Origin of the sequence: Candidatus Cardinium hertigii, assembly GCF_003176915.1 — a bacterium.
In the GTDB taxonomy this organism is placed as follows: Bacteria; Bacteroidota; Bacteroidia; order Cytophagales; family Amoebophilaceae; genus Cardinium; species Cardinium hertigii_A.
The window spans coordinates 218,148-233,316 of record NZ_CP029619.1 but is presented as its reverse complement, the minus strand read 5'-3'; the positions used below and the strand labels follow the sequence as shown (position 1 = coordinate 233,316).

17 protein-coding genes and 1 tRNA gene are annotated in these 15,169 nt (G+C 36.2%); 7 read left to right on the top strand and 11 right to left on the bottom strand.

Annotated elements, in window-relative coordinates; genetic code table 11:
* Positions 1-172 precede the first annotated feature (172 nt).
* Both DK880_RS00995 and map read left to right on the top strand, forming a co-directional pair.
* Positions 173-246 (top strand) — tRNA-Ala (locus tag DK880_RS00995).
* Positions 247-258: 12 nt separating this feature from the next.
* Positions 259-1,038 (top strand): type I methionyl aminopeptidase, encoded by a 780-nt coding sequence (gene map, locus DK880_RS00990; protein ID WP_109996986.1) that lies wholly within the window; start codon positions 259-261, stop codon positions 1,036-1,038.
* A 114-nt stretch (positions 1,039-1,152) separates the two neighbouring features.
* Here map and DK880_RS00985 read toward each other — a convergent pair whose 3' ends face one another.
* Positions 1,153-2,913, bottom strand: coding sequence for a hypothetical protein (locus DK880_RS00985; protein WP_109996985.1), 1,761 nt, complete (start codon positions 2,911-2,913; stop codon positions 1,153-1,155).
* Positions 2,914-3,268: 355 nt separating this feature from the next.
* Positions 3,269-4,891 carry a 1-acyl-sn-glycerol-3-phosphate acyltransferase gene (locus tag DK880_RS00980; RefSeq protein WP_109996984.1) on the bottom strand — a complete coding sequence of 541 codons (1,623 nt, stop codon included), beginning with the start codon at positions 4,889-4,891 and terminating at the stop codon, positions 3,269-3,271.
* Between the two features lie 325 nt (positions 4,892-5,216).
* On the opposite strand from DK880_RS00980, the gene DK880_RS00975 reads away from it, so the two are divergent.
* The gene (locus DK880_RS00975) at positions 5,217-5,792 is read left to right on the top strand and encodes an NUDIX hydrolase (RefSeq protein ID WP_109996983.1); all 576 of its coding nucleotides are present in this window, start codon (positions 5,217-5,219) and stop codon (positions 5,790-5,792) included.
* Between the two features lie 418 nt (positions 5,793-6,210).
* Here DK880_RS00975 and DK880_RS00970 read toward each other — a convergent pair whose 3' ends face one another.
* Positions 6,211-7,251: a threonine aldolase family protein gene (locus tag DK880_RS00970; protein WP_109996982.1), complete on the bottom strand. Its 1,041-nt coding sequence runs from the start codon at positions 7,249-7,251 to the stop codon at positions 6,211-6,213.
* Positions 7,242-8,312, bottom strand: coding sequence for a threonine aldolase family protein (locus tag DK880_RS00965; RefSeq protein WP_109996981.1), 1,071 nt, complete (start codon positions 8,310-8,312; stop codon positions 7,242-7,244). The genes DK880_RS00970 and DK880_RS00965 overlap by 10 nt, the downstream gene beginning before the upstream one ends.
* A gap of 466 nt (positions 8,313-8,778) precedes the next feature.
* On the opposite strand from DK880_RS00965, the gene DK880_RS00960 reads away from it, so the two are divergent.
* Positions 8,779-9,420, top strand: coding sequence for a leucine-rich repeat domain-containing protein (locus tag DK880_RS00960; protein WP_204082276.1), 642 nt, complete (start codon positions 8,779-8,781; stop codon positions 9,418-9,420).
* A gap of 227 nt (positions 9,421-9,647) precedes the next feature.
* Here the strand turns inward: DK880_RS00960 and DK880_RS05370 are convergent, their stop codons facing one another.
* The 5 genes from DK880_RS05370 to DK880_RS00935 form a co-directional block, all read right to left on the bottom strand.
* The gene (locus DK880_RS05370) at positions 9,648-9,860 is read right to left on the bottom strand and encodes a radical SAM family protein (RefSeq protein WP_204082275.1); all 213 of its coding nucleotides are present in this window, start codon (positions 9,858-9,860) and stop codon (positions 9,648-9,650) included.
* A 76-nt stretch (positions 9,861-9,936) separates the two neighbouring features.
* Positions 9,937-10,458 carry a hypothetical protein gene (locus DK880_RS00950; RefSeq protein ID WP_162534074.1) on the bottom strand — a complete coding sequence of 174 codons (522 nt, stop codon included), beginning with the start codon at positions 10,456-10,458 and terminating at the stop codon, positions 9,937-9,939.
* Positions 10,459-10,574: 116 nt separating this feature from the next.
* Positions 10,575-10,796 carry a hypothetical protein gene (locus DK880_RS00945; protein ID WP_109996977.1) on the bottom strand — a complete coding sequence of 74 codons (222 nt, stop codon included), beginning with the start codon at positions 10,794-10,796 and terminating at the stop codon, positions 10,575-10,577.
* Positions 10,797-11,258: 462 nt separating this feature from the next.
* On the bottom strand, positions 11,259-12,383 hold the full coding sequence (lpxB, locus tag DK880_RS00940) for a lipid-A-disaccharide synthase (RefSeq protein WP_109996976.1): 1,125 nt from the start codon (positions 12,381-12,383) through the stop codon (positions 11,259-11,261).
* A 222-nt stretch (positions 12,384-12,605) separates the two neighbouring features.
* Positions 12,606-12,836: a hypothetical protein gene (locus DK880_RS00935; RefSeq protein WP_109996975.1), complete on the bottom strand. Its 231-nt coding sequence runs from the start codon at positions 12,834-12,836 to the stop codon at positions 12,606-12,608.
* Positions 12,837-12,846: 10 nt separating this feature from the next.
* Here DK880_RS00935 and DK880_RS05090 point away from each other — a divergent pair, with 10 nt between their 5' ends.
* Entirely contained in the window at positions 12,847-13,008 is a 162-nt protein-coding gene (locus tag DK880_RS05090) for a phosphoenolpyruvate carboxykinase (ATP) (protein ID WP_162534073.1), read from the top strand.
* A 220-nt stretch (positions 13,009-13,228) separates the two neighbouring features.
* Positions 13,229-13,369, top strand: a complete 141-nt coding sequence (locus tag DK880_RS05085) for a hypothetical protein (protein WP_162534072.1) — start codon at positions 13,229-13,231, stop codon at positions 13,367-13,369.
* A 122-nt stretch (positions 13,370-13,491) separates the two neighbouring features.
* Here DK880_RS05085 and DK880_RS05655 read toward each other — a convergent pair whose 3' ends face one another.
* On the bottom strand, positions 13,492-13,638 hold the full coding sequence (locus DK880_RS05655; protein WP_420886313.1) for a hypothetical protein: 147 nt from the start codon (positions 13,636-13,638) through the stop codon (positions 13,492-13,494).
* Positions 13,580-13,987 carry an ankyrin repeat domain-containing protein gene (locus tag DK880_RS00925; protein WP_162534071.1) on the bottom strand — a complete coding sequence of 136 codons (408 nt, stop codon included), beginning with the start codon at positions 13,985-13,987 and terminating at the stop codon, positions 13,580-13,582. Before DK880_RS00925 ends, DK880_RS05655 begins: the two co-directional genes overlap by 59 nt.
* A gap of 357 nt (positions 13,988-14,344) precedes the next feature.
* Between DK880_RS00925 and DK880_RS00920 the strand changes: the two genes are divergently transcribed.
* The gene (locus DK880_RS00920; protein ID WP_109996973.1) at positions 14,345-15,166 is read left to right on the top strand and encodes a hypothetical protein; all 822 of its coding nucleotides are present in this window, start codon (positions 14,345-14,347) and stop codon (positions 15,164-15,166) included.
* Positions 15,167-15,169: the final 3 nt, after the last annotated feature.

Below are 15,169 nucleotides of genomic sequence, written 5' to 3'. Positions count from 1 at the left end.
AATAATAAACCATTGCCATCTTTTGTGCTAATTTATAGCAACCAACCTTAAAAAGCATCTTTTTTAGGAGCCTTTAGCATCCTTAAATTTGATTTTTCTCTGCTATAACCTTATATTTGTTTAATAGTTTTTAGCAATTCAACAGGTTGCGTTTCTTGCATCACTTTTTATTGGGGAATTAGCTCAGCTGGCTAGAGCACTTGCTTTGCAAGCAAGGGGTCATCGGTTCGAATCCGATATTCTCCACTTTAGCCATTTATGATAGCCATCCGCACTGCTTCAGAATTAAAGTTACTAAGATGGGCCGGTCATATTGTAGCACTGTGTCATGCTGCCTTGCAACAAGCCATTCAGCCGGGTATTAGTGGTCTATTCCTAGACGAGATGGTGGAGGAGATAATCCGTAGCAACCAGGCAAAGCCTGCCTTTAAAGGGTATAGAGGATTCCCTAATGCTACCTGTATTTCTATTAATAATGGCGTAGTACATGGTATTCCAACCCGTCGTCTGCTAGAGGAAGGGGATATTGTTACGGTTGATATAGGGGTGCAATACAAAGGCTATATTGGTGATAGCGCTTGGACTTATGGAGTGGGGTCTATTGCTGAAGAACAAAAGTTCCTGTTAGAACATACAGAGCAGGCTTTGTGGCAAGGGCTTAATGTTATTAAGGCAGGGATACATCTTACTACGATCTCACATACTATAGGTAGCTATGCGAAGCAGCACCATTTAAGTGTGGTGAAGGAATTAAGTGGACATGGTGTAGGGACCGCATTGCACGAGCCTCCGATTATTCTTAATTATGGCAAACCCAATGAAGGGCCTATACTTAAGGCTGGAATGGTATTAGCTATAGAGCCGATATGCAATTTAGGAGGGGGGGCTATTAAAACCTTATCGGATGGATGGACGATTGTTACAAAAGATGGGAAAAATTCAGCTCATTTTGAGCATACTATTGCGGTTGAGGAAGTGGGTTATACGGTTTTAACCTCCTTAGCAGATGCAGGATCCTTTCCTGCTATGGTTAATTAAGTTGAAACAAAACAAGCGCCTCTTTAAAAAAGAGGCAAGCACTGGCTTTTCAAAAAGAAAATATAGCAAACAGAAAAAGTTTATAGATAACTATTAAAGGATAGTGCTACCCCATTACCGATATATCCTGAAAGGGAACACATGAATATCTTTGCTAAATCTTTCTTCTTTTTCTTTAATGCGAACAATATATGCTTGCGTAGTAAGGTCCTTAACTATAGACCTTCCTTCTATATATTGATAAGCTTCTTCAGTATCTTTACAGATTTCAGTTGTGCTATCTATTGGGGAGTGCAGTGTTTTTTCCACTATTTCGGGGAAACGTATTGCCTGATGGTAAATAATATTATCTGCTAGGGCTATATCTACCATTCCGAATCTTTTTATTAGTTGATTATCAATCATAATAAATGCTGTTCTGGTATTATCTTTGTCATCTCTTCGCTGAAAATAATGATCTACATCTGCACATGCTAGCAAAAAGTGGATAGGAGTTATGTCGTGCTTGATTTTTTCTTCACTTAAAGTAGCTAAGTCCTTATTTTTATCTTTAAACTGCCCATCATAAGAATTGGCTTCTGCTTTCTGATAATACTTTGTAAGCCAATTCATGTTTTTAGACCACTTCACTACCCGCTTATCTAGGCTATTCATGTTAGGGAGTAACGATAGGTTTATTTGCTCAAATAGCTCAATTTGCTCAAATAGCGGTTTATTGCTGCTTTGTTCTGCTTGGTCAATAGCAGGGAGCAGCGTTGTGGACAATGATTTTGACTTAAAGGCAATCGGATTTTTAGTTTTAATAGTTTTATTTTTATTTTTAGTTTGAGTAATATTTAATTGTGTTGGGAATACATCCCCTATTTCTTTGCATACCGCATCTATGTTATACGCTTGATTTTTTTCTTCTAAAATTTTTGTAAGATTTGGTATTTTTCGATCAACAGCCGGATTCATGCAAGCTTCCAAGAATTTTACATATTGCTCTGTTACTTTTTCGACGGACTGTGTTGTAAGCGCGCTACATAGTTCACGCCATTCATTTCGAGGCATTTCATACCTATATATGTTACATGGTATACCGGTATTATCCAAATCTGTTATAGCTTGCTTAGCATCCATACATAGGTTCATTGCTATTCTATTTGCTATGATTTCTTGTTGAAATAGAAGTGATATCAGATGGTTCAATTGCGGCTCCATTTTATTCATAAGGTTACATTCTTCACATTTATTTGCAAAAGGGAGTGACTTTTCCTCTTCAGAAGAGATCCTACGAGTACCTTGCTTTTTTAGTTCTTTGGCAATATCAAAATGTAGCTGTTTTTTTTCTTTATTAAATCTCCATATGTATGCGCCATAAGTCATTTCCTTGTGCTGCATGGCCTTAGAAACTAAATTTTTAATTTTATTATTAATACATTTATTAATGATTTCTTGCATATTTCTAATTGGGTCTTCTAGTTCTTGTTGCCCACCGCTTCCTCTGTCTCTAAATAAAAAGAAGTCTCCTGCTGACTTTAAGTTAGTTCTTGTTATAAATTCTAATATATCACGTAAAGATGCTTGCTCGTCTGGCATTATTAATTTTATTATTGTGGAAAATTTAGAATTGGGAAAAAGCATTATATCATTAATACATACTACAGGGAATGAAAATAAAATCTCATTTTTATTACAACAATTATCAGGAGTGCTCTTACTCCCTTCCTCTTTTCCTTTATCACATTGATTTTTAGTTGTACTACATCCTTTCATAGTTAATGGCTGCTTGATACAACTTATCGTGGCTACTGCTATACAGCCTATTCCTAAGAGAGTATATAAAAGGGTAAAGTAGGATGATTTATTATTGCCTTTATTAATAGGAATCATAGCTAAGCTTTTATTATTACATTAAAAAAATTTATGGAAAAAATTACTTTATCTTTTCTTTGCAATCAGCAATCAATACTCTGTTAGTACTTAATAGGGGCCTTTCTTATATAATTTCTGCAGCATGCGATTTTTAATGGGATAAAAGGGTAGCCTATACTAAATAGACTTGGTTCATGGTTGTATTGGGATAGGCACTTGTCTTGCTATTTAGGCAGGTCATTTAAAGCAGCAGAACCATCAGCGTATTATGGTGTCTGCTACATTAATCCAAAGCGAAGGATGGTCGGTGCTACAAAAAGGGTATACCCTTTGTAGGGGGCTATGAAAACTAGCACAGGTAGGTAGTAAACCCTTATGCAAGAAATAATTGTTCAAGTCCATACCCTGTTAACCTGTTGTGGTAGTAATACAATAGGGGGAGATCCTGAATGAGAAAGTCCCCATTTTTTACTGCTACCAATGGTGTTTTAGCATGGTATACGCCTAATTTAGCAAGCCCATCTGCAACAATAGCAGGTAAATGGCTTTTGCGTACCAAGGCTGTAAAATCTATTTTTTTTTGTTCATAAAGCAGTTGCAATGCTTGATAGACTTTTTCCAATGCAACCATAAAAGAGGCTCGAACCAATTTTATGGTTGTTGTTGAATGCATCGAGAAATCTTCCTTGCCTTGTGCTATTTTATAAGCTACAAAAGCAACCAAATGGCTGCTCACTACAAGGTTATGGCAGCTATAGCTATCCACAATGGTATGGCTTAATATTTTTAAGTAATAACCAGATTGTTTACTTGTAGTAGATCCTGCTAGTTTTAAAAACTGCTGGTAAAGATCAATTTCTTGTCCTTGCGCATGGTAACTTCTCCCTGCTTTATCCACTTTGTTACCCATTACATCTAAAGGAGTCCCTATATTTAGGAATATTTCTGAGCCTTTACATAGTATCTTTTTACTTACCGAAAGGTTGCTATAACAACAATCTCTTTTGGCTACATGTTTAGCAGTTTCAGGATGTATCCACTCCTGTATCAATTGAGGGGCCTCTAAAACACAATGGTAATTAAGAACCACTGGTACCATAAAAATCTTATGTGCTGTGGGCCCATATTGCTGGAAGGTATGTGCTTGTGCCTCAAATGGGGTACCTAATAAGCCTAATTTTAAGTTGGATTCTATAGTACCTGAGCGGCTACGTGTTCCAGCAGGATAAAATAGGGTAGGGCAATGCCATTCTACAGTAAGACGGGTATAATGCTTTTGAGCTAGTAAATAAGGGATGTTCTTCTTACGTCGATCTATTTTATACGTGCCTAGTTTACTAAAGATATGGCGAAACCCTTTATGATTAAAGAGATTTAATCCTGCTCCCCAACTCAAAGGAGATAAGCCCAACTGCTGCATAGCTAATCCTATAACAACAGAATCCCAATTACTCGTGTGCGTAGGGACCAAAACAATAGTACCTATTTGGGCTAATGCATGGATGCTATCCAATGCACCGGTTATATGCAATTTCTCATGAAGCCTTTTGTGCTTACTTATCCACCGTTTCCCTTTAAACTTGAAGCAGCTGGGTTTAAGTAAACTTGTAAAAACAGTATGGACTCCTTTAGAAACCCATTTATAATGGGTTACACTAAAATCACTACTTATCTCGTTTACATAACGGCTTGCTATTTTGTTTAGTAGAAGCGTTGCATCCACTTTATGTATAAGTGCATTTTCTATATCTTCCCAAAAGAATTGGTCATCTGGTGGATCACATACCCATCGATCAGCTGCTATCCTAGCTAGTTCTTTGGCAGTAGTTTGGGTTAACATATGATAGAGAGCTGTGTCTGTTGCATAACGTGTACGCAAGGATAGTATGGTCCGCTCTACTACTTCTTGTAAAAAAGCCTTTTGATGCTGATGTAATTTACTAATGGGCCAATGGGCTGCATTGGGTTCAATAGGTGTAAAAAGGGCGTTAGACATAGTTCATACAATACTATTTTAATAATATAAACAAAAATTTTAAATATTCATGATTGTGAATATGTATGGCATTAAAATAGGGTTAACCTTTATTGGTTTAGAGGAATTTATTACAGATTAATGAGAGGGGGGAAGTCCGTTACAAAAGGGTAATTCATCCTTAAAAATCGTCTTTTAATTTTATCATGCGTCCTTAATTTTCTATATTACTGGAACGATATATCCTCTTCCTTCAGAGGAAACGACTTTGACTATACGCCCAGTATTGTTAGAGATAACTTTTTGTGGGATATAAATAAAACCACTTATAAAAGTAACTAAATGCATGCTTTGTTCGACATCTAAAGAAGATAGAATTGATGTTCTTGATGAGCAGGGAATAAAAACAGGCGAAGTTCTGTCTAGAAAAGAGATTCATCAATTAGGAAAGATTCATCGGACAGTTCATTTATACTTATTTGAAAACGAATCTAAAAAGCTTCTTTTACAGCGTCGCGCTAGTAATCTAGATCATTATCCAGGAATGTTTAGTATATCTGTAACGGGACATGTTGACGCTGGGGAAGATAGTATGCAAGCTGTAAAAAGAGAGTTACAAGAAGAATTACGGATTGATCCTCTGCTGGTGAAAATTGATTTTTTATCTTCCATTAGACAAGATGTTGTCGTTACGCCTACTTACATAGATCGTCAATTTAACGATGTTTATATAGGATGGGCTGATTTCAAAATGGAAGATATTCGCTTTAATCCTATAGAAGTAACTGAAGTTAAGCTAGTTCCCTTTTCAGAATTTAAAGACATGGTTTTTAACAAAAAAGAAAACTTTACTTTATATGAGAAAGAATGTGAGCAATTGTTACTCTTTTTAAAGAACACACTAAATAATAACCTTGCGTAACTATAACAGTGTATATATTATACGCTCTTGAGGCATTTTATATACACATAAGTTTCAATGCATTAACCAAATAATTAATTCACGATGAGAAAAATTATCTGTTTCGTTATAATCATATTTGATTTTTTTTCTGTGTATGCTTCAGCGCAAGTTAATAGTCCACAAGCTTGCTTTATAATAATGCAGGAATCAAGGTTTAAGATGGATTTTGCACGTTTGAGCAGGCACAATAAAATTATTCTGTTAACTAGCCGGTATAGCTATAGCAGACTAGAGGAAAAGCAAAAGAAGTATTTTTTCGAAATAGTTCAAGTTGATGATTTCTCTTGTCCATGCCGTATCGACGTTTCAGCGCATGGCATAAGATAGCATAGGCAGATCATTTATTTACAAGCTATTGACCTACGTTGATCCAACTTTACATCACACGCAGTATCTTTTTTACAGCAGCCAAGGTTATATCTATGGCCTTGTAGGTAATATCCCTATGCGTTATTACGCGAATGCTATCTGCTACAGCTGCCATTCGGATACCATACGCATGGCGCAATCGATCCAATAGGGTTTGTATCGGTATTGTATCAGGCGTGAGCGAAAAATAGCCAATATTGGTTTGATACAAACTGGGGTTGACTATAATGCCATGTATAGGGAACAAGCCTTCCAACAAATACTTCATCTTAACGTGATCTTCTATCAAATCATCCCTATGATGCTCTAAGCCATACAAACAGGCAGCCGCTATAATACCAGCTTGGTGCATAGCACCCCCTAATTGAAACTTGTAATACCATGCTTTTTCTATAAAATCTTCCTCTCCAGCTAGCACAGCACCCATGGGCGCACCTAACCCTTTGCTAAAATCCACAAAAACAGAATCAAAGCAAGCAGCATAAGCGGATACGGCAACCTGCGTAGCAACCGCAGCATTAAATAAACGTGCCCCATCCAAATGCATGGAAACAGCATAAGCTTTACATAAAGCGGCTATTGCTTGCAAAACAGTCAGCGGCCATATGGCTCCTCCGCCAAAATTAGTTGTTTGTTCAATAGAGACAAGCCTTACGGCAGGTATGTTTCTTAAGGGAGGTCGAATAATATGTTCTTTAATTTGATCTTCTGTAAAAACCCCTCTTATACCCACAATAGGTAGCGGGGTTGCCTCTGCTTGTCCAGCGATTAAGCCAGATTGTACTACCAATGCATGTGCCTTATGATCCAGTAAGATATAATCCCCTGGTCGCTGTATATGTGCTTTATAAGCAATAACATTACACATTGTACCCGAAGGTAGAAACAGAGCAGCCGGCTTCCCCAGCAGCTGGCAAGTAACTTTTATTAGAGCATTAACGGTTGGATCTTCTCCTGCTGCTTCATTACCTACGCTGGCATGCGCCATTACTTGCCGCATTGCTTTGCTAGGATTGGTATTGGTATCACTAAAAAAATCTATTTGCATGCGTGTATAAAGTAATTTACTACCTGTTTAATAGTAGCAACAGCCGATAAAATAGCTGCTCTATCAATTCCTAAATGAATGACGGCTCTTATATGCGCTTCTAGCCAAGGAAACAGTAAGAGCCCATATGCTTGGCATGTTTCTAAAAATACCGCATTGGAAACACCCAATGCCTTGATGCTAAAACCTACAATATTGGTATCAGGGTAAGGAGGGATTAATTGAATGTAAGGAATACTTTGAATCCCATCTGCAAATAATTTAGCCAATTGGTGGTCTTGAGCTAATCTGGTAAGTTGGTGTTGCATAACCTGTTTAGCTGCTTGGGCATAATAGCCAATTTGATGATACCCACTTCCCAACCAAAGCTGGAGCTTCTTAGCTCGCTCTATAACTTGTTTGCTACCCAAAAGCATGGCGCCAAATGGCCCACCCAATCCTTTGGTAAAAGAACAGCTTATGGTATCCGTATGTTTGGCATAATCTGATAAAGGAATGCCCGTTGCAACATGGGCATTCCATATCCTAGCGCCATCTATATGAAGCGCAATCCCTTGTGCTTGTAGCCATTGATATAGTTGAACCTGTAGATCAAAAGGATAAACTTTACCATTAAACCCATTGATGCTATTCTCAATAGTAACTAATTTTACTTGAGCAAAGTGCTTATATCTTGGTTTGCTATGTATTGCTGCTTCTACCGCAGCGATATCTATCACACCACTAGCATTTTGAATGCAGTTTAGTACCACACCATTTATTTTAGCATTGCCAGCGCTATCGAAAAAATGAATATGGTAATTATAATGGGTAATTACTTCGTCACCAGGCATAGTTTGGCTAGCAATGGCTAGCCTATTGGCTAATGTTCCGCTTGTTACAAATAAGCCATCTTCCACATTAAAAAGCTTTTTACAATAAGCTAGTAAAGCATTATAGCTTTGATCTTCTCCATAGGCAAAGTCTCCTACGGTTGCTTGCCCCATAGCGTCCACTACGGCTGTAGTGGGTAACGTTACGGTATCACTTCTAAGATCTATGGTTTTAGCTTGTATGGCCATTTAATCATATACAGCGTAAGCTAACCTCAATAAGTTAAATAAAATGGAAGGTTGAATTCCATTATATGTTTTTCTATCTTATAATTAGAATATATGTTTTTCTATCTTATAATTAGAATATATGTTTTTCTATCTTATAATTAGAAAACGAGAAGTAGGAGGTAAGATAGCTCTCTTACGAACGCCTTAAAACACGTTCAGGCAATCAATAGTGGTGGGAGGCAATTAGTAGCGGAAAAGGTGACCAAACAAAGTGTTTGAAGGGCACAGCTGTTTAAGGGATACTATTAAAAGTAGTAAGGAGATTAGTCGTAAGAGGAATAAATTATTTAAATATAAATGCGCTATGCAAAACAATGCTAGTAGTATATTAGTGAAGTTATTGCTGTTAACCAATGTATTAGCTTCCTGTTAAGTGAATAGGCAATATATGGGCAATCAACTATCCAAAGTATTACCTGGGTTTATGAAAAAAAATACAAAAGGAACATATACTCGAAAAGTAGGCTATGAACTATTGGTTGAGCATTACAACAAGGAATTTAGTCAGCTCCAGGTGCTTTGTAGAGATAAAGGGGCAGATTCCTTTACTGTTAATGACCCAATGATGCGAAAGGCTGCTGTGGAAGCATTAGGAAATAATCAGACAATTAAGGAGATTGATTTAAGTTTCAGTGCTATTGAACATGCAAGTATAGAAGCATTAGCTAATGTATTAGAAAAAAATAATACCATTACAAAGATTAACCTAAACAACAGTTTTATTGGAAATAGAGGTGCCATAGCATTAGCTGAAGCGTTAAAAGTCAATAAGTCGATTACAAATATCGATTTAGCAAACAATTGTATCGGAGATGAAGGTGCTGTAGCATTAGTTGAAACATTACAAGTCAATAAGTTAATTACAAATATCAATTTAGCAAACAATTGTATTGGAGATGAAGGTGCTGTAGCATTAGCTGAAGCATTTAAAGGCAGGCATAAAATTAATATCATACTAGAATCTAATTATATTGGAAATATAGGGAAAACAGCATTAGAGAAAGTATTTAAAGGGAATCCAGCAATGGATATCAAACTAGAATCCTATTATTATATTATAGGGTAAAGGAAGTGATGTAGCAGCGTTAGCTAGGGCAGCCCTCTTATGTAAGGGTTCATTCCTATTGATTTTCCAAAGAGATCTGTAGAAATCAAGATTTAATCTTACAGGGATCTTTCCGTAAGATTGTGTAATTGGACAAGTCCCTCAAGATCGACTTTCAGGAGTAGGTCTCAAACCGTCTTGGGTAATTCCAAAAAACCATACGGTGATAGTTATCCATGAGATAACGTTTATACAAATGCTACCTCTAACAATCCTCGCGTTAATTGATAACGTTGCTCTATAGGTTGATAAGGATCTGTTACAGAGGATAATAATATGGATCGTTGCTTTTTAGCATGGTCTAGTTTTGCAATAGTATCCTTTAGCAGTGCAACTGCATTTTTTTTGACATAAATATATTTCCCCCAGTTTGCTATAGACTGCTTAACAAATCTTCCCATAAAACTAGCATAACAATAGCTACATCCATATGTGCATCCTATATATGGATTAATAACGTAATCAGTATCTGGAAGTTTAGAAGCAATGAGCATATTTTTTACTTCTATTTCTTGTTTGTGCATATGTTTCATCTATTTTCTTTTCTTTTTTGGAAGCCAAGAATGCATGTATCTTACACTGTCCAAAATTTTCATTTTGACGGCTTAAAAAAACTTTAGCCTTTTCTTGCGCTAAAATACTTTCTAGCGGTTTTTTAAAAAGATTTCCAAACATCCAAACATCATCCAATGGGTTCCCCCTATTATTTATTGCCCAAGGAGATGCCAAAAGCGTTCCATCTGGTATTAAGCCAAAAGATGTTCGTACTGCATCACATGGATTTATCTTCAATGAATCTTTATAGGCATCGTCAAAAAACTTTAATGCGTATTGTAGTTTTATTTTTGGATAGCCATAACGACCTAAGCCGCTCTCCCGATTAGAGCGTATATAATGGGTTATACCAAAACTTGATAACATCCCTAACACAAAACCATGATAAAACCCTTCTGATGTGTTACTTTTTTTTGTATCAAAATAGCTAGCACTTCGGCGCAAGCTGTATTTTATTAACTTTATCACTATTAAATAAATAGACATAGGATTCATAAAGGGTCGATATCAATTCATAAACCGAATTATAAGCCCCCTCAAAACTAGCTGCATTAACATCCTTAAAACTGAACATAATGACCGCTGAGGCTCCTGAGCTTATTAAATTTTTCTTTATAAAGCTTCGTTAACTTGTCTCTTATAACGCTCCTCATGCACTTAGAAGTATTCCATAGCGCACGATCAGTAGTTTCATCTGTGTGTTCAGCTATTTTTTCAAATATGTCTCGGTAGAATACTGGAGGTAAATCCTCAGTTTGTTTATCCATATTTTGCCTATTCATTTGGCAGGAAACCACTGAACTGGTTAATAGTAATAATCTTACTACTATTTTATTAGCATTTTTTTGTATAACGGTTTATATTTTTTTATTTTACTGTTGATTTATAGCTACTTCGCTACCTTTATTGTTTAAACTGTTTTTATCTTATCTCCATGTTAATTCTACCCTTGCAACGCATATTAAACTAGTTTAATATTTTAATTATCCAATAATCAATACAAAAAAGCAAAGGATCAGCTATGTGACTTATTCTTTTTTGCTATTTGATAGGGTCCTTAGCATTTTTGCTAGCTCTAGTTACCCTAATTTTTAGTTTGATGCTTTTTCGATATAAGCTTATAATAATTGTTGTTTATATCCATATAATTTAAAACAATTATTATTAGATTAAATTTTAACTACTACACCTTATCGAGGTCTTGTCCGATTTATAACAAGCCGCTCCTAGCATTCTGAAGGATCTTATGTTTCGTATGGAGGCTGTTTCATCCTGTCGGCCACCATTAGACGGGCTACTTCTACAGCAGCGCTCTTTTTTCCAAGTAATTGTCTGATTTGTTTATAAAAAGATTGTTGCTGTGCAGAAATCTCTTCTATTAACAGTTGCGTAAGTGCTTTACTTAATTGGTTTTCAGTTAATGCATCCTGAATTAGTTCTGGAACAGCAGCTTGGTTTACCAATAGATTAACCAACGAAATATGGGATAGGGTTAGGATTCTTTTATAGACAGCATAGGTTAACCAGCTGGTTTTATAAACGACGATTTGCGGCACATTCCATAGCGCAGTCTCCAAAGTAGCTGTTCCGGAAGTTACAATGGCTGCTTTAGACATGGCTAGCAAGTCATACGTTTGGTCATAAACAATACGAACCGTAGGAGGAACTATTTTTTCGTATAATGTCCTTGGCATACAACTTAAACCGGCTACTACAAATTGGTACGTATTAAAATAAACGGCTTGTGTGACCATTACGGGTAATATCCGTTTTATTTCACCGATCCTACTACCAGGCAATAAAGCTATAATAGGTCGTTGGTCTAACCCATTGGCTGCTATAAAAGAATCATTAATAAAATGATTTTCTACTATTTCTACCAATGGGTGCCCTACATAAGTAATGGATGAATAGCCATGAGCTTGGTAGCAAGCTACCTCAAAAGGAAGTATGGAGTATATCTGGTGTATGTTATTTTGTATGCGTGCTATGCGCGGTTTACGGTATGCCCAAATCTTAGGTGGTATATAGTAATAAATAAACCACCCATTTTGTTTAGCAAAGCCTGCTAAGCGCATGTTAAATCCACCAAAATCTATAAACAGGATGGCATCAGGCTGATAAGCGACTAAACTTTTTTTACAAAACATAAACCATTGCCAGAGCTTATAACAGTTTTGTAAAAAATCTAGCCCCATGGAGGCAATGCTGGTGGTATAAAGCGCGCAAGGCTTGCCCATTGCTTTTTGCATGGCTTCTCCACCGCAAGCCCAAAAATCAGCCTCTTTATCAATATGCTTAATTTGTCTAATCAAGTCAGCTCCATACATATCGCCGGAAGACTCTCCCGCTATGATACAATAACGCATGGCATGAAATGGTATTTTATCATTTTTATAAATTAATTAAGAACCTGATTTTTTATCCTATTCTTAGTATAGCTTTATACAAATATTAATCAACAATTACTGATAAACAATATATAAATTTTTTAATGCGTTTTAAACACTCTATTGGGGTTATAAATGAGGTTACTAAACTTCATTTTTTATAAAAATAAAAGGGTTATTTAGGCTCCTATAAAAATGCTATTAGGTACATATATCTTTTGCAACACTAGCCCTATTGGTAAAAATGAGAAGCGCTATATAAAGTTCTAAATTCAGATCTCTGTCGTTTACACTGGAATCAACAGCTCCTGCGACTCCTATATCTGCTTTGTCAATATAATACTGATCAATCGAATAGAATTTTGTTGGTGGCAGCTTTTCAAATAGTGTAATATTATCCAGCCGTGTTAATTTCCCTGTTGTTTTTACCAAATGAGGCCGTTTGACGGAAGCACAAGCAGCTTATTATTTTTTAAGTGGTTATACAGCCTTGGTAGGTAGTACAGAGGTAGGGCAAAAACAGCTCATCCAAGCTACTTTTAGTAGCTGTTTTGGCGCTCCTTTTTTGATTAGGCCTGTAGAAAACATACCTCAATTTATTTAGGGAACGTCTAAAGGAAAGTAGCGCAACTGTTTATTTGGTTAATACAGGGTGTGTGGACAGCTGGTAGTTATGGTGCAGGGGGTATCGTTTCCTTATTGAACTTACGCGTACCCTTATCAAGGCTATTGTAAGTGGCCTACTAAAAGAAGCTACCTAAGACTGCTTACCAGGCTTTAACCTAGCTATCCCTACTGCTTTACCAGCTATTGATTCAACTATATTGGATCCTAGAAAGAATTGGCAAGATAAGCTGCTTTATCAAGCTAAAACCAATGCGCTCATTACACGCTTTTGGAAAAATGCAACGCGCTTTCATTTTGAAGCTACTGTACAAATGGCAGATCCTACTTGCCTCCTTTAGCCTTTAGCACATTAATACAATCTTGATGGTGAAATTGCATTGCTAGCTGTAAAGGGTGGTTTCTACATTCTCATTTTTTTGGTTTACATCGGCTTCCCCGTTAATTAAATCGGTAACACAATCTAGATATCCAAATCATGCAGCCAAATGTAAGTGAAGAAATCCGTCTCATTTGGTAGTTTTTCTTTGTGTTTTTTATTAATTAAATATCTAACACAGCCTGCGTGTCCATAGGCTGCAGCCAGATGTAAAGAAAGTTTGGTTATCATCATCTAAGGCGTCTATATCGGCTCTGGCGTTAGTTAAAGCGATAATACAATCCAGATGACCAAATTGTGCCGCCAGATGTAAAGGAGTCTGTCCTTTATTATCTAATAGTTTTACCTTGGCTCTGTGCCTAATTAAAACATTAATACAATTTTTACGGTTATATCGTGCAGTCAAATGTAAAGGCGTTTCTTTATAATTATTTTGTTTGTTTACCTTGGCTTCTCCAATAATTAAAGCAGTAATACAACCTGCATGTCCATGGAGTGCAGCCTGTTGCGTAAAAAGAAAGCAAAGTAATAGCTTAACTAATAAATGGGAGCAGGCGATTTTTTTATGCTGTATAAGCACATTAGAGTAAATGTATTTTATTCGTACAATATTTTTGCAGTAGGTAACTTGATACTGTTTTTATAGCCGATTGAAATGTCATTTAAATACCATCTATGGTTTACTTTAGATTCATCTTAGTTGGGCAACTACCTCTACGAAGTAGCTCCTTTTATAATTATAATATAATAGGCTCTCTCATCCCTCAAAAATAAGGTAAGTAATAATAGCAAACTATCCAACCCCCTACTATACGCATCCGATGGCAGTGGCCAAACTGCTGTTGGAGGCAATGATTTTTACTTCTTTTTAAAAGAATGCTTTGATTTATATAAACATAAAAAACTTTCTAAATCACTTTTTGAAACCGTATTGCAGTTGAAGTTTCTGCATCCCATATATAATTACATAATCTCAAAAGCTAATAGAGACGCTCATTTTCGTTCTTTATTACAACAAATCAGTAAAGAAGAAGTATTAGATTCATCTTTACGAAAAACAATTACTCAGATGCTATCTGGTGATTTGATTAAAGCATCTCAAAAACATCCAAAGCATATCATTTTTGAAGCACACAGAGGTCCTTTTGACTTGAAGGTTATTTTTCAACAGATGGAAAAAGAATGTCAATCCTATGATGTAGAGACACCTTACGATGTTAGTTATATTCCTTATTTTTTAATGATTTTAGACCACCCTTGTTACTATTTATATATAGGAAATGCTACGTTGTTAGAGAGCCAAGCGTGTCCATCCTTTGTGGAAAAGTATTGGGCTATTTTTGCTATGCGACAAATTGGACTTTCTAGTACGGAACAAGATATGAATAATGATACAGTACAAGTATATAATCTATATAGTGATTTAATTCGTTCAGCTTGCAGTGCCTATCGCTGTTGTCCCAAGCCTACCATTCCACTTTACTTAATGGAAGATTTACTACATGCTAGATGCCCTGGGTATATTTTTAAATATCCATTTTTTATACTGGATTATAAAAGCAAAGAGTTACAAGATGCTTTAGATGAATTTAGGTCAATTCCTGTTCTTCCTTGTGGGTTAAAGGAAATGGCTAAAAAGATTCAAGCAGGGAAGCTTGCTACCCCGAAAGAAATGGCCTATATGGAGGGATATAGAAAGTTTCGTGCAACACACTTTACCCTATATGAAACAGTTCTTCCTTGCGTAAGCCCTCAATAATCA